Below are 14,686 nucleotides of genomic sequence, written 5' to 3' on the forward strand. Positions count from 1 at the left end.
AGGCAGGGGGCACGCTGTCTCCTGTCACCCTTTTCCTATCACCTGTAACGCCTAGGCAAGCCTGATGAAAAACCGCACCTTCTTTTGGTTTATTTTGCCATCGTTGATAACGATGGTGCTGTTCATCGCTTTGCCGATTGTTTCTGTCGCGTTGCAGTCTCTACATATCGAACACGAAGCCGTTATGGTCGAAGTTGAAAATTGCGGACCCTTTGGCTGCAAACAAGAATTACAGGTCGACGTTGAGGAAACCGCCAAGTTGAAAAAAGAACGCCCCCTCGGGCAGTTCAACGGCCTTGGCACCTATACCAACCGAAATCACCTCGCCGTCGCCGAAATTGGTGAGGCATGGCAGTCCAGCAATGGCTTTGCCGACTTCATTTCAAAAGCGTTGAATTTGCCCTTTTACCGTGCGCTGGCCTTTACGCTGACCTACACATTTGTCGTGACACCGCTGGTCCTTATCTTTGGCTTCATGATCGCGCTTGGTGTGAACACACTGCCCAAGCGGATCAAAGGGCCAACGATCTTTATCTCCCTTTTACCCATGATCGTGACCCCCTTGATTGGGGCCTTGATCTTGTTCTGGATGATTGATGCAAACGGCGTCATTGGCTCGACGCTCCAGTGGATTTTTGATGATCCTGATCTGTCGCTCAAAGCCTCTCCAACGCTCACGTGGATCATGCTGATGGTCTACGGCGTTTGGCATTCCGCGCCCTTTGCGTTCATCGTCTTTTATGCGGGTCTGCAAACCGTGCCTTCGGACACGATGGAGGCCGCAATGATTGATGGGGCGTCTCGATGGGAACGGACACGCTACGTTGTTTTGCCTCACCTCATGCCGCTGACAGTCTTTATTTCGCTGATCCAGTTGATGGATAATTTTCGTGTACTCGAACCGATCATTAGCTTTTCGGCCCAGGCCAGCGCGACCTCTTTGTCGTGGATCATCTACAATGATCTTGTCGGCACCGAGAGCCAGTTCTTCGGCTCTGCTGGCGCGACTTCGGTCCTTACGATCCTTGGTGTTGCCATTTTGCTGATCCCTGTCTTGATCCGCACTTGGCGTGACTTTAACCAGAAGGTGGTTTGATGTCTGATATCGTTCATCGCCGTTCACCTGTTTTGAACATGGTCATTTGGGGCCTCGTTCTGGTCTGGATCGTGGCCGCTGGTTTCCCGTTCCTTTGGACCCTTTGGGGGTCATTCAAAGTCCAAGGCGATTTCTTTTCTAAGGCGGATTGGACCAATGCCATCACCGGTGCGCGCACCCAAATCGAAACAGGTGCTGCGTTCACAGGCAAGGGGTATTACGGCGCTTGGGTGACACAAGAGTTCTGGCGTGCTGTCCTGAATACCATGCTTATTGTCGTTTCGGTTGTTATTATTTCGCTTACTCTTGGCACGTTGGGTGGGTATGCGCTTGCCCGCTCTGGCAAGAAATACGCGTTTTATTTGCTAATGCTTGCGCTGGTATTTCGGGCGATGCCGCACATTACTTTGGTGTCAGGCTATCTGTTGCCGTTCTTTGAATGGAACCTTTGGGGCCATCTGCCCACGACGATCATCGTTATGGTGGCGATCAACCAACCGTTCACACTGTGGATGTTGCACAGTTTCTTCCTCAATATCCCTAAGGACCTGGACGAAAGTGCGATGGTCGATGGCTGCACCCGCTTTCAAGCGTTCCGTCATGTTATCGTGCCCGTCATGTGGCCGGGTGTTGTTACGACAGGATTGTTTTCATTCCTGCTGGCTTACAATGACTTCACCGTCACGGCGACACTGCTGAGCCAAGCGAACCAAACCATGGTGCCAAAAATCGCCAGCTTCTTGGGGACAACCCAGACTGAAGGCAACGTGATGTTTGCGGTCGCTGCCGTTGTTTCTGCAACAGCTCCCTTGTTCGTTTTGATCCTGTTCTTCCAACGCCAAATTGTCAGTGGCCTCACAGCAGGAGCCGTAAAAGGATGAGCGGAGCACGACCAGAACAAGCGATCCTATCTCGCGACACGGACATGTCAAAAACCGAAGAAACCCGCGCGGTTATCGAAGGAATGGTGGATGGCCTTAATGACCACCGAATTGCGGACATTGGCGAATTTTTTAGCCAAGGGTTCAGCTGGATGGGCAACACAGGCTGCGGAACCAAAGAGGGCATCAAAGAATTCCAAGACAACTGGCAAAAGCCATTCCAAGCGGCGTTTTCCGACAAGGTTTGCGTTGATGAGGCCCGCCTTTACATGGGCGAATGGGCCGCTGCCTTTGGGCGGCAAGAGGCATTGCATTCGGGAACCTTTATGGGTGTAGAACCCACAGGCAAACGTATCCAAATTCGCTATATGGATTTTTGGAAAGTGGAGAATGGCAAGATCACCGATAATTGGGTGATGGTCGATTTTCCGCATGTACTGGCACAATTGGGCGTAGATGTATTCAACGGTCACGGATGGGAAACCTATGACCGTGGTGAGAAAACACCGCCCACCCCAACGACACAAAGAGGACAGAACTGATGGCTGTAGAATATCTAAAACGTGGCAAACCCGATACAGAGCGTGCCGAAGACGACGCTAAAACCAAAGCGGTTGTCGAAACTACATTGAAAGATATTGAGCTTCGTGGCGACGCCGCAGTGCGTGATCTGTCAGCAAAGTTCGACAACTATACGCCCGCGTCATTCAGACTGTCGCAAACTGAAATCGATGATCTCATTGCCTCCCTTTCGGATCGTGAATTGGCCGACATCAAATTCGCGCAGGAACAGGTCCGCAATTTCGCCCAAGCCCAGCGCGACAGCATGTTGGATGTCGAAGTTGAAACCATGCCCGGCGTTATCTTGGGCCACAAAAATATCCCCGTGCAATCGGTTGGATGCTACGTTCCGGGTGGTAAATTTCCGATGGTCGCATCCGCCCATATGTCTGTGGCCACCGCGACCGTTGCGGGTGTTCCACGGATCATTGCCTGCACTCCACCGTTCAACGGCAAACCAAATGCCGCCGTGATCGCAGCCATGCATCTGGGTGGTGCGCATGAAATTCACGTTATGGGCGGCATCCAAGCCGTCGGCGCGATGGCGATTGGCACCGAAACCATCGAAGCAGTGCATATGCTTGTTGGCCCGGGCAACGCCTTTGTAGCGGAGGCCAAGCGTCAACTGTTTGGCCGCGTTGGGATTGATCTGTTTGCTGGCCCGACTGAAACGATGGTCATTGCAGACGAAACCGTAGACGGTGAGCTATGCGCCACAGACCTTCTGGGCCAAGCCGAGCACGGCTATAACAGCCCCGCCGTTTTGCTGACCAACTCTCGCAAATTGGCCGAAGATACCTTGCGTGAAATTGATCGCTTGCTGAAAATCCTTCCCACTGCAGACACGGCATCTGTCAGTTGGGCCGATTACGGCGAAGTCGTTTTATGCGATACCTACAACGAAATGCTTGCCGTTGCGGATGATATCGCATCCGAGCACGTGCAGGTTATGACTGACCGTGATGATTGGTTCTTGGAACACATGACGTGCTACGGAGCGTTGTTTCTTGGCGCACGCACCAACGTTTCAAATGGGGACAAAGTAATCGGGACCAATCACACTTTACCAACCAAAAAGGCCGGGCGTTATACAGGTGGGCTTTGGGTAGGAAAATTCCTTAAGACCCACTCTTACCAAAAAATAACAACTGACGAGGCCGCAACTCTTGTGGGCGAATATGGCAGCCGTTTGTGTATGCTCGAGGGCTTTGTTGGCCATGCAGAACAATGCAATATCCGTGTTCGGCGATATGGTGGGATAAACGTCCCCTATGGCACAGGCGCGCCTTGTCGGGATGCGGATAAATAAATGAATACGGCGCGTGACAATGCCAACTCGATCCATCCGCTACTGGCGGCCCTACGTGATTTTGATGCAGCAAACGTGCAAACGGCTCTTAAGCAACACATGACACCCGACGCGGTTGTTCATATGTGTCACCCCTTTGGTGACCTTTCCGCGGATACTTTTTATGACAGCTGCTTTGCCCCCTTGGCCAAAGCAATACCTGATCTCGAGCGGCGCGACACGATCCTTGTCAGTGGGCAAACGCCAGAGGGCAACGATTGGATTGGGTGCTGTGGCTCCTATATCGGAACCTTCGCCGCCCCCTTTTTGGACATTCCACCAACGGGTCATTTGGCCCACATGCGCTTTCACGAATTTTACCGCATCGTTGATGGGCTTGTGGTCGAGGTTCAGGCCATATGGGATATTCCAGAGTTGATGATGCAAGCCAACGCATGGCCCATGGCCCCAAGTTTGGGCCGTGAATGGCACACACCTGGCCCGATCACACAAGACGGCCTGACGGATGCGACGGGGCAAACCGAACGCGCGCAATACTGCCAAAACCAAGTACTGAATATGCTGACAGCACTTACCCGTCATCCCGCAGAACCTGTGGAGGCTATGGAGCTTGAACGCTTCTGGCACCCCAAGATGACATGGTACGGCCCCGCTGGGATTGGAACGGCGCGTGGCATTGCCGGCTTTCGCCATTGGCACCAAATTCCTTTTCTGAACGCAATGCCTGATCGCGGGCAGTTTCCCGATGAAACCACCTTCCATTTCTTCGCTGAAGGCGATTACGTCGCTGTAACGGGATGGCCTGATATGGTGCAAACAGTGACGGGATCGGGATGGATGGGAATTGCGCCGAACGGGCAAAAGATCGAAATGCGGTCCATAGATTTCTGGCGTTTGGACGGTGGCAAGATTCGCGAAAACTGGGTTTTGGTCGACCTGCTGGATGTATACCGACAACTCGGCGTTGACGTGTTTGCAAGGTTGCGCGAATTCAACAAAGCGCGGAATATGTCGGCTTTAAATTTTCCGGTCGGAGATAGCGCATGAACTTACCCTCCACCCCATCGTTTTCGTTGCAAGGCAAACGTGCTTTAGTCACCGGTGCTTCTTCTGGGATAGGTCAAGCCTGTGCTGTTGCTATGGCCCAAGCGGGCGCATCCGTTGTCTGCGCAGCCCGCGGCGCTGATCGTTTGAATGAAACGGTAGAGGCGATGACAGCTAAACGATGGGATGCGCGGCCGCTCATCCTGGATCAAGCCAACCTTGGATTATTAAAAGAGGTGATGCAGACCCCATTTGATGTCGTCATCAATTCAGCGGGAATGGCACGCCACAAACCCGCCTTAGAAACCTTGCCCGAGGATTTTGACGTGGTGATGGATATCAATCTGCGGTCCGCCTATTTCTTATCAACCTACGCAGCGCAGGCTATGAAGGCCGCGAATATGGCCGGATCAATCATCCATATTTCATCGCAAATGGGCCATGTCGGCGGTACAGATCGAACGGTCTACTGTGCATCCAAACACGCGCTCGAAGGGATGATAAAAAGCATGGCGATTGAATGGGGATCATTGGGCATCCGCATCAACACCATTTGCCCAACCTTTGTTCGCACGCCGCTGACCCAAGTCACTTTGGATGACCCTGAGCGCTCCAAATGGATCAAAGATAAAATCAAACTGGACAGTATGGGCGAGGTCCAAGATATCATGGGTGCTGCGCTTTATCTGGCATCAGATGCCTCATCGTTGGTCACAGGTACGCATTTGCTTGTGGACGGAGGTTGGACAGCAGGCTGATGGCAGATCGCGTTACATCTTTGCAAGTCGCGCAACTGGCTGGTGTCAGCCAATCAGCCGTGAGCCGCGTTTTCACCAAAGGGGCGTCGGTTAGCCCAAAAACCGCGCTTAAGGTTCGCGAAGCGGCTTTGGAACTTGGCTATCGGCCCAATGTCCTCGCCAGATCATTGATCACCGGTAAAAGCCGTATCATCGGATTGATCGTCGCCTACTTGGACAACTATTTTTATCCGTTGGCACTCGAGAAACTATCGAACTCATTGCAAGCAGAAGGCTATCACGTTCTGGTCTTCATGGCATCGAACGATACCCAATCGACAGGTCAAGTAATCGACGAATTATTGGATTACCAAGTTGATGGCATCATCACGGCCAGTGTTGGCCTATCAAGTGATTTGACGGCACGATGTGAAGCGGCGGGCGTACCCGTCGTTTTGTTCAATCGCTCGCAAGATACATCGGACCACTCTGCTGTCACCTCAAACAACTTTGCTGGTGGTCAATCCGTTGCAGCCTTTTTTGCTGCGGCCGGTCACAAGCATATCGCCTATATCGGCGGTTGGGAAGGTGCGTCCACCCAACGCGAACGTGAAGCCGGTTTTAGAGATGGCTTGGCCCAAGCCGGCTTGCCGCTTGTTGCGCACGGGATGGGCCAGTTTACCGTTGAGGGTGCCAAAGAGGCCGCACGTCAAATGTTTGACTGCCCGACGCCACCAGATGCCGTCTTTGTCGCGACAGATCACATGGCATTTGCCGTGATGGACGTCATCCGTAGCGAGCTGGCATTGAGTATTCCAACGGATGTCAGTGTCATCGGGTATGACGACGTGCCGCCCTCGGCTTGGGCCGCGTATGACCTCACCACCGTGCGCCAACGCGCCAACGTCATGGTTCAAGAAACCGTCGTGCTGATGTTGGACAAAATCAGCAACCCGGCCTCTGAGCCCCGCCATATCAAAGTGGATAGCCCGCTTGTCATCAGAAGCTCTGCCAAAATTCCAGGAGGATGGACCCGATGAAAGGTTTTTCAAATCGGTTCGCCGATTTCCCTGATTATATTCTGGGGATCACCCAAGAAATTTGGGAACATCGCAACCTTGCAACTTTGCATCACTATTATGCCCCCGATATTCCGGTACGCTCTCCGGGGTCCATTGTGTTCGGGAATGAAGGCGTAATTGGTGCCACTATGGCAACGCTTGCTGAATTCCCTGATCGGCGGTTGCTTGGTGAGGATGTGATTTGGTCTGGTACGCCCGAAGAGGGCATGCTGTCGTCCCACCGCATTTTAACAACAGCGACCCATCTGGGTAATGGTGTCTATGGCAAAGCAACCGGCAAAAAGCTGCGTTACCGTGTGATTGCTGATTGTCATGCGATCGACAATCAAATCAATGACGAATGGTTGATCCGTGATCAAGGGGCCGTGGTCCGCCAGCTTGGCTGGGACCCAAAAGAATACGCGATCGATTTGATCGAACGCGAAGGCGGCGCTGACAAGTGCGTGCAGCCCTTCCATCCCTCTATCGACAAGGCCGGTCCATACACGGGTCGCGGCAATGACAATGAATGGGGTGCCAAATACGCCGATATCTTGAACCGCATTATGGGTGCCGACCTGGGCGTTATCCCAGCCGAATACGACCGTGCGGTGACAGGGTTTTACCCAGGTGGAAAGGAACTGATTTCCACGGATGGCGTCGATGATTTTTGGATCGGCCTGCGCGCCGCGTTCCCATCTGCCAGCTTCACAATTGACCATCAAATCGGACGCGAAGACCCGATGATGTCACCACGTGCCGCCATCCGTTGGAGCCTAACGGGCAAGCACGATGGATGGGGCGCATTTGGTGAACCGTCAGGTTCAGAAGTTCATGTGATGGGAGCCAGCCATGTTGAGTTTGGCCCATGGGGCATTCGCCGCGAATACACACTTTTTGACGAAACTTCGATCTGGAAACAGATCGCGATGAAGACGGGGTAATGCCATGACACCAGCAGAAATGGAAAAACGGGTTGTCCGGTACGGTGACCTGATTCCTTGCAAAACGGCCTTTATCGATGCCCATACCCCCGGCAGCGATCAAAAGGAAAACTTCACCATCATTGGTGGTGGAGTGAGTGAAAGTGCCGACCAACATGTGCACATAAATGACACACCTGGCTTTAACATTGGGGCTGCGGGCCAACCACCCAAATGCCGTAACTCGCTACACAGCCACACGACGGCCGAGGTGTTCTTTGTCCTGAAAGGGCGCTGGCGGTTCTTTTGGGGACGCTGGGGCGATGCGGGTGAGGTCACGCTTGAAGAAGGCGATATCATCAATATCCCGACGGGCATCTTTCGCGGCTTTGAAAACATCGGGACTGATTACGGAATGATCATGGCAGTTCTCGGTGGTGACGATGCGGGTGGCGGCGTAACTTGGGCACCACAAGTGATCCAAGACGCAGCACAGCACGGGCTGGTATTGGGTGAAAACGGGCAGCTGTATGATACCAAGCAAGGGGCGACACTGCCTGACGGTGTAAATCCAATGCCAGTTTTAAGTGATGCAGTGCTTGCCAAAATATCTGAACCCACCGCATTGGATGTAATCCCACGCCATGTGGCACGTTATCTTGATCTGATGGGACTGGCTGGTAAATCACCTGCCAAAGTCATCGGAGAAGACGCAATCCTACCCGATAAACCGGGCTTTGATGTTGAATTCCTTGGGCGCGGATCGTTGAGCGATAATCCAATCTCGATTGAACATTCCGTTGTCTTGATGCCGATGCGCGGCCACTGGCAACTGTCTTGGGAGGGGGGAGCATCAACCTTAAACCCCGGTGATACATGCCTGCTGCCTGCAGGTTTTGCGCATAACCTGAACCCCTCCATGACAGGCGAAGCCAGCCTTTATCGTGTTATTTCCAACGACGATCCAGCGGGACCAACCTGGACCGGAAAATAGCACCTTGCTGAAAAAAAATTTGAAAGAAGTACCATGACCAAAATCCTGACCTCACATGTTGGCAGCTTGCCTCGAACTCAAGATGTTGTTGATTTCATTTTTGCACGCGAAAACGAACAACCTTTCGACCAAGCCGCTTTTGACAAGGCGATGACTTCAGCTGTTGATGAAACAGTCGCCAAACAGGTCAAAGCCGGTATTGATATTGTAAGCGATGGCGAGACCTCGAAAATCTCGTATGCCACATACGTTAAGGACCGCTACACAGGGTTTTCCGGCGACAGCCCCCGCAATGCGCCAGCCGACCTAAAGATGTTTCCTGGGTTCTTGAATAGACTGGCCGATGATGGTGGGACACCGCAATATGCGCGCCCAATGTGCACAGGAGACGTGACATCAAAAGGCCAAGGTGAGTTGCAAAAAGACATCGATAATCTAAAGGGCGCGATGGCTAAGCACGGTGCCAAACGGGGCTTTATGAATGCTGCATCACCGGGGGTGATTTCGCTATTCCTGCAAAACGATTACTACAAAACGCGTGAGGCATATCTTGCGGCCCTCGCAGACGCGATGCGCGTAGAATACGAAACCATTGTTGCCTCTGGCCTTGATCTACAATTGGATTGCCCTGATCTGGCTTTGTCGCGGCACATGCTGTTCCAAGACCTATCGGACACAGAATTCCTAAAGGTGGCGGCATCCCATGTGGAAGCCCTAAATCACGCTTTGGAAAACGTCCCAGAGGACAAGGTACGCATTCACATCTGTTGGGGCAATTACGAGGGACCGCATTGTTGCGATATCCCGATGGAGACCGTTTTCTCGACCCTGATGTCCGCCAAAGCCCAATACCTTCTGTTTGAAACATCCAATCCGCGCCACGCTCATGAATGGACCGTTTTCCGTGATCGTAAGTCTGAAATCCCTGAAAACAAAATCCTTGTACCGGGTGTGGTTGACACTACCACAAACTTTGTCGAACACCCAGAATTGGTGGCACAGCGGGTTGAACGGTTCACCGGAATCATCGGAACAGATCGCGTTATCGCGGGCTCTGACTGCGGGTTCGGAACCTTTGCGGGGTTCGGCGCGGTTGATCCAGACATCGCATATGCCAAGCTCACCAGCCTTTCTGAGGGTGCCGCACTGGTAAAAGGATAACCGATCATGACCCCATCTTTACTCAAATGCTTGCAATCAGTGGACACACCAACGGTTTGCAACGCCATCGAAGTGGCGCAGGGAAAACGCGGCTTTGATGCATTCACGCGCGGTACAATGCTGTGCAGCGCACCGGACGAGCCCGCGATGGTTGGCTACGCTCGAACAGCCAGGATTGCTGCCGTCAATGCCCCAACCGAGCCACCCGAGGTGATCAAAGAACGCCGCATGGCATATTATAGACACATGGCCCAAGCCCCCATGCCGGCGGTCGCTGTTGTTGAGGATATGGATTTTCCAGACTGCATCGGTGCTTATTGGGGCGAAATCAATACTACAGTGCACAAAGGCTTTGGGCTTTCAGGCACCCTGACCAACGGTGTCATGCGCGACCTTGGGGATGTACCTTCGGGGTATCCCGTCGTTGCAGGGTCAATTGGCCCTAGCCATGGTTTCGTCCATGTCAAAGAAATTGGAACGCCCGTCGAAATTTTCGGCATGGTGGTAGAGGAAGGCGATTTGATCCACGCAGATCGCCATGGCGGGGTTGTCCTTCCCAAGGACGTCATCGAGACGTTGGAGGGAGCCATCGAGAAATTGCTCTCGACAGAACACCTGATATTAGAACCAGCCCGCAAAGCTGATTTTGATTTTGATAGGTTTGAAAAAGCTTGGACTCAGTTTGAAAATAGCCGGACTTAAAACACAAGTTTCTGCGCCATTCTTGAGCAGCCGCGTAACGGTGTTCGGTCAAAGTAAGTAAATTCGTTAGGCAGCCCAATACAGCGATTTTATTATAGGGAAGTTCGCTAACAGCCGTGACGTCAAAGCAGACATCTGAATTACTTGCAGCATTTGTAAGTTCGGGCTCACTGCTGACCTTCACAAAACTAAACGCCCATCCTCACTCCGCCGCCACTTCTATCACCACTTTGCCCGTCGATTTGCGCGTGCGCAGCAGCTCTATCCCTTCGGCCGCTTGCTCTAGGGGTAAGACGTGACTCACGTGGGGGTGCAGCTTGCCAGCGTCGTACCATGCGAATAATTCGCGTAGGCTGCCGGCGATCACATCGGGTTTGAATTTCATATACCCACCCCAGTAAAAGCCCATCACTGTGATGTTTTTCACCAGCAAATGGTTGGTCATTACCTTCGGCACTTCGCCGCTGGCAAACCCGATGGACAGGATGCGCGCCTCTGGTTTGCACGCGCGAAAGGCGGCTTTGAACAGATCGCCGCCGACTGGATCATAGACTACATCGACGCCGCCGAGCGCTTTTAGCTGTGCGCGTAGATCCTGGACGCCTGCGTCAATCACGTGATCTGCACCGGCTTTGCGCGCGACCTCTAACTTGTCTGCACCGCGGGCCACGGCGATGACAGTCGCGCCCATGAGTTTGCCGATTTCAACCGCTGTGAGGCCAACACCACCCGCCGCGCCAAGCACCAAAAGCGTCTCGCCTGCTTGCAGATTGGCGCGATATCCGAGTGCAACATGGCTAGTACCATATGCAATTTGGAAGGCGGCGGCGTCGGTCATGCTCATCTTGTCGGGGATCTCAATCGCGATGCGCGCGTCGTATGTGCCGTAGTCCGCAAGCCCGCCCTGACCGCCAAAAACAGCAACACGGGTGCCAATCGCGGGGGACGTAACTTCCTCGCCAAGGGCTTCAACCGTGCCCGCAACTTCCATCCCAAGGGTGAACGGGGCGGGAGGCGTGTCCTGATATTGGCCGGTTTGCATTAATAGGTCGGCGAAATTAAGCCCACAGGTTGCAATTTTAATCAAAGCCTCGCTAGGGGCTACATTTGGAGTGGTGACCTGAGACAGCCCTGCGGGTTCACCAATTTTAGAGACCTGAAATGCGCGCATGAAATCCTCATTTTTGCTGATCTGATATTTGTTTAGGGAACGCTAGCGCAAAGCGCGTAGCGGCAAAAGACTTGTTCGCTTGAACAAAGGGCGCAGTCACCGGACTAATCTGATCAGTCTCAAATTTGCGTTAAGTCACCTGAATTTCCCCCTAAGCGCAGGCAATTCCCCACTTACTCTGTAGAGGTATTCTGGCGAAGATGCGCTACCTCGTGTTTAGTCACGCTTCGACAACGTTGAGCTCACTATATGCGGTTAGAATGTTGTGCCACTCGGAACATGCCGCATTATGAACAGAAAGGAAGCATCATGGCGCATCCAGTGGATGTGCATTTTGGCAAACGCATTCGACATCGTCGATGGCTTGTCGGCGTAACTCAGCAGCAACTTGCGGAGACCGTTGGAATTAAGTTCCAGCAAATCCAGAGATACGAGACAGGGGCGAACCGTGTCAGCGCATCCCGCCTGTGGGATATTGCAGAATCCTTGGAAGTAGACGTCAGTTTCTTCTTTTCAGGTCTGCAAAACGAAGACGCAGCGATTGGCGATGCAGAGGCTGGTGCAGTCCCCTCAGACATCCTAAACGACAAAGAAGCGCTTGATCTGGTACGTTCCTATTACGCGATCCCGGAAGAGCAACGCCGCCGTTTGTTCGATTTGGCGCGGGTCCTAAGCGACGTCGCTTGATGGCTCTAGGATAGTGCATTAAGTTGGCTCAGACGCAGAATTTCATGCGTGCTAACCTAAGCAGGACATTATGCAAGATATTGATAGCGTTGCGTTTCAAGCCGAACTTTGGTCTGTGGCCGAGGAATTAGCCGAAGCTGCGCGCGCTGCCATTCTACCCCATTTTCGCCAAATCGGTTTAAGTGCTGACAATAAAGAGCGCGACGGATTTGACCCTGTAACGATTGCGGATAAAGCCGCAGAAGAGGCGATGCGCGCAGTCTTGCACATGCGCCGCCCGCAGGATTCAATTCTTGGTGAAGAGTTTGGCAATACCGAGGGCACAAGCGGGCTTACGTGGGTTTTGGACCCGATCGACGGCACGCGCGGGTTTATTAGTGGTACGCCGACCTGGGGTGTTTTGCTTAGCCTGAATGATGAGAGCGGTCCGCGCCTTGGGATCATTGATCAGCCCTATATTGGCGAGCGGTTTTGTGGCGGGTTTGGACGCGCAGAGATGATTGGTCCGCATGGCAATGCTGATCTGAGGGTGCGCACCACCACTGATTTGGATCAAGCAGTCTTGTTTAGCACGTTCCCAGAGGTCGGTCATCTTGAAGAACGCGCCGCCTTTGAGGCGGTCGTGGCTGAGGTGAAACTCACTCGATTTGGTTGTGATTGCTACGCCTATGCGTTGTTGGCAGCGGGTCAGATTGATTTGGTGATCGAGGCCGGATTGAACGCCTATGATATCGCCGCCCCCATAGCCGTGATCGAAGCAGCGGGCGGTATAGTAACGGATTGGCAGGGTGGCAAAGTGCATGAGGGCGGGCGCGCTTTGGCCGCTGCAACGCCTGAGCTGCACGCAAAAGCACTTAGAATTATAAACCAAAGCTTGAGGATATAGTGCGCCTGAGGTTACAATATTTTTAGTATACTGCGATTCCTTCGCTTTTTTCTGTCGCAGTCACCGTTCGTGTTTTGCACGCGCGGAAGAGCCGAAAAAAGCGTGGCAACACGTGAGAGGGACGCGCCATGAACACAGCCAACGAGACTCTGATCCGCAACGCGCAGCTCGTGCTGTGCATGGATGATCAATCGCGCGAATTGCTTGATTGCGATATTCGCATTCAAGGTGGCGTGATTGCCGAAGTTGGGCAGGGCCTACAAAGTGAGGGTACTGTTTTGGACGCAAAGGGGTGTTTGATTACGCCCGGTCTGGTCAACACGCATCACCATTTGTATCAATCGCTGACCCGCGCGGTGCCCGGTGGGCAGGATGCGTTGCTCTTTGGCTGGTTGCAGACGCTTTACCCGATTTGGTCGCGCTTTGGGCCAGAAGAAATGTATGTTTCTGCGCAAGTCGGTTTGGCAGAATTGATGTTGTCGGGCTGCACGCTGACTTCGGATCATCTCTACCTTTACCCCAACGGATCGCGTCTGGATGACACGATCGCAGCTGCTGCCGATATTGGCATGCGCTTTCATCCCACGCGCGGATCCATGTCGATTGGCGAAAGCGATGGCGGGTTGCCGCCTGATGCGTTGGTTGAGCAAGAGCGGGCAATTTTAGAGGACTGCATCCGCGTAATTGATGCGCATCATGACAGCGCTGAAGGGTCCATGTGCCGTGTGGGTGTGGCTCCCTGTTCGCCGTTTTCGGTTAGCCGCGATTTGATGCGCGATGCTGCGGTTTTGGCGCGTGACAAAGGTGTGATGTTGCACACGCATTTAGCTGAGAACGATGAAGATATCGCCTATTCGCTAGAAAAATTTGGCTGTCGCCCCGGTCAGTATGCCGAAGATCTCGGTTGGACGGGTGACGACGTGTGGCATGCGCATTGTGTGAAGCTTGATGGGCAAGAAATTGATTTATTTGCACGATCCGGCACAGGGGTCGCGCATTGTCCGTGTTCCAATTGTCGCCTTGGATCGGGTATCGCACCTGTGCGCCAAATGCGTGATGTAGGCGTGAAAGTAGGTCTGGGCGTGGATGGTTCTGCTTCAAATGATGCGGGTAATCTGGTGCTTGAGGCGCGCCAAGCGATGTTGTTGCAACGGGTCTCAAACGGTGCCGACGCGATGAGTGCGCGCGAAGCGTTACGCATCGCCACGCGCGGCGGCGCGGATGTGCTGGGTCGCGATGATTGTGGTCAGATCGCGGCTGGCAAACGTGCGGATCTAGCGATCTGGGACATGAGCGGCATTGAGGCAGCTGGCAATTGGGATATCGCAGCACTTTTGATGGCGGGGCCAACGCAGGTGCGGGATTTGTTCATTGAAGGTCGCCGTGTCGTTGCGTCGGGGCAGGTGACGTCGATAGATCTACCCAAAACCATTGCGCGACAGAATCAATTGGCGGTTCTATTGTCTGCGTAAC

General features: G+C 53.2%; 15 protein-coding genes. 14 read left to right on the forward strand and 1 reads right to left on the reverse strand.

The genetic code is table 11. The features are described 5' to 3' along the window. Nucleotides 1–64 precede the first annotated feature (64 nt). The 11 genes from QZ280_RS02705 to QZ280_RS02755 are packed head-to-tail and all read left to right on the forward strand — an operon-like array spanning nt 65 to nt 10,469. Entirely contained in the window at nt 65–1,096 is a 1,032-nt protein-coding gene (locus QZ280_RS02705) for a sugar ABC transporter permease (protein WP_293440824.1), read from the forward strand. Next, a complete protein-coding gene (locus tag QZ280_RS02710) occupies nt 1,096–1,977 on the forward strand; it encodes a carbohydrate ABC transporter permease (RefSeq protein WP_293440826.1) in 882 nt (293 codons plus the stop codon). The genes QZ280_RS02705 and QZ280_RS02710 overlap by 1 nt, the downstream gene beginning before the upstream one ends. Then, the gene (locus QZ280_RS02715) at nt 1,974–2,519 is read left to right on the forward strand and encodes an ester cyclase (RefSeq protein WP_293440829.1); all 546 of its coding nucleotides are present in this window, start codon (nt 1,974–1,976) and stop codon (nt 2,517–2,519) included. The genes QZ280_RS02710 and QZ280_RS02715 overlap by 4 nt, the downstream gene beginning before the upstream one ends. Then, a complete protein-coding gene (gene hisD, locus QZ280_RS02720) occupies nt 2,519–3,847 on the forward strand; it encodes a histidinol dehydrogenase (RefSeq protein WP_293440831.1) in 1,329 nt (442 codons plus the stop codon). The genes QZ280_RS02715 and hisD overlap by 1 nt, the downstream gene beginning before the upstream one ends. Further along, nucleotides 3,848–4,894, forward strand: coding sequence for an ester cyclase (locus tag QZ280_RS02725; protein WP_293440833.1), 1,047 nt, complete (start codon nt 3,848–3,850; stop codon nt 4,892–4,894). Then, nucleotides 4,891–5,649 carry an SDR family oxidoreductase gene (locus QZ280_RS02730; RefSeq protein ID WP_293440836.1) on the forward strand — a complete coding sequence of 253 codons (759 nt, stop codon included), beginning with the start codon at nt 4,891–4,893 and terminating at the stop codon, nt 5,647–5,649. The genes QZ280_RS02725 and QZ280_RS02730 overlap by 4 nt, the downstream gene beginning before the upstream one ends. Then, nucleotides 5,649–6,668 (forward strand): LacI family DNA-binding transcriptional regulator, encoded by a 1,020-nt coding sequence (locus QZ280_RS02735; RefSeq protein ID WP_293440839.1) that lies wholly within the window; start codon nt 5,649–5,651, stop codon nt 6,666–6,668. The genes QZ280_RS02730 and QZ280_RS02735 overlap by 1 nt, the downstream gene beginning before the upstream one ends. After that, the gene (locus QZ280_RS02740; RefSeq protein WP_293440842.1) at nt 6,665–7,633 is read left to right on the forward strand and encodes an ester cyclase; all 969 of its coding nucleotides are present in this window, start codon (nt 6,665–6,667) and stop codon (nt 7,631–7,633) included. Before QZ280_RS02735 ends, QZ280_RS02740 begins: the two co-directional genes overlap by 4 nt. Before the next feature lie 4 nt (nt 7,634–7,637). Next, on the forward strand, nt 7,638–8,606 hold the full coding sequence (locus QZ280_RS02745; protein WP_293440845.1) for a cupin domain-containing protein: 969 nt from the start codon (nt 7,638–7,640) through the stop codon (nt 8,604–8,606). A gap of 33 nt (nt 8,607–8,639) precedes the next feature. Then, nucleotides 8,640–9,767, forward strand: coding sequence for a cobalamin-independent methionine synthase II family protein (locus QZ280_RS02750; RefSeq protein WP_293440848.1), 1,128 nt, complete (start codon nt 8,640–8,642; stop codon nt 9,765–9,767). Nucleotides 9,768–9,773: 6 nt separating this feature from the next. Beyond that, nucleotides 9,774–10,469 (forward strand): RraA family protein, encoded by a 696-nt coding sequence (locus QZ280_RS02755; RefSeq protein WP_293440850.1) that lies wholly within the window; start codon nt 9,774–9,776, stop codon nt 10,467–10,469. 202 nt (nt 10,470–10,671) lie between these two features. Here the strand turns inward: QZ280_RS02755 and QZ280_RS02760 are convergent, their stop codons facing one another. Then, the gene (locus QZ280_RS02760) at nt 10,672–11,640 is read right to left on the reverse strand and encodes an NADPH:quinone oxidoreductase family protein (protein ID WP_293440852.1); all 969 of its coding nucleotides are present in this window, start codon (nt 11,638–11,640) and stop codon (nt 10,672–10,674) included. Between the two features lie 309 nt (nt 11,641–11,949). Here QZ280_RS02760 and QZ280_RS02765 point away from each other — a divergent pair, with 309 nt between their 5' ends. The 3 genes from QZ280_RS02765 to QZ280_RS02775 all read left to right on the forward strand — a co-directional run bounded on the left by QZ280_RS02765 (nt 11,950) and on the right by QZ280_RS02775 (nt 14,685). Further along, on the forward strand, nt 11,950–12,327 hold the full coding sequence (locus QZ280_RS02765) for a helix-turn-helix transcriptional regulator (protein ID WP_293440854.1): 378 nt from the start codon (nt 11,950–11,952) through the stop codon (nt 12,325–12,327). A 70-nt stretch (nt 12,328–12,397) separates the two neighbouring features. After that, nucleotides 12,398–13,213 (forward strand): histidinol-phosphatase, encoded by an 816-nt coding sequence (gene hisN, locus QZ280_RS02770; RefSeq protein ID WP_293440857.1) that lies wholly within the window; start codon nt 12,398–12,400, stop codon nt 13,211–13,213. A gap of 128 nt (nt 13,214–13,341) precedes the next feature. After that, nucleotides 13,342–14,685, forward strand: a complete 1,344-nt coding sequence (locus QZ280_RS02775) for an 8-oxoguanine deaminase (RefSeq protein ID WP_293440859.1) — start codon at nt 13,342–13,344, stop codon at nt 14,683–14,685. The last annotated feature ends 1 nt before the right edge of the window (nt 14,686 follow it).

It is taken from the genome of Planktotalea sp., from assembly GCF_018607995.1.
GTDB lineage: Bacteria > Pseudomonadota > Alphaproteobacteria > Rhodobacterales > Rhodobacteraceae > Planktotalea.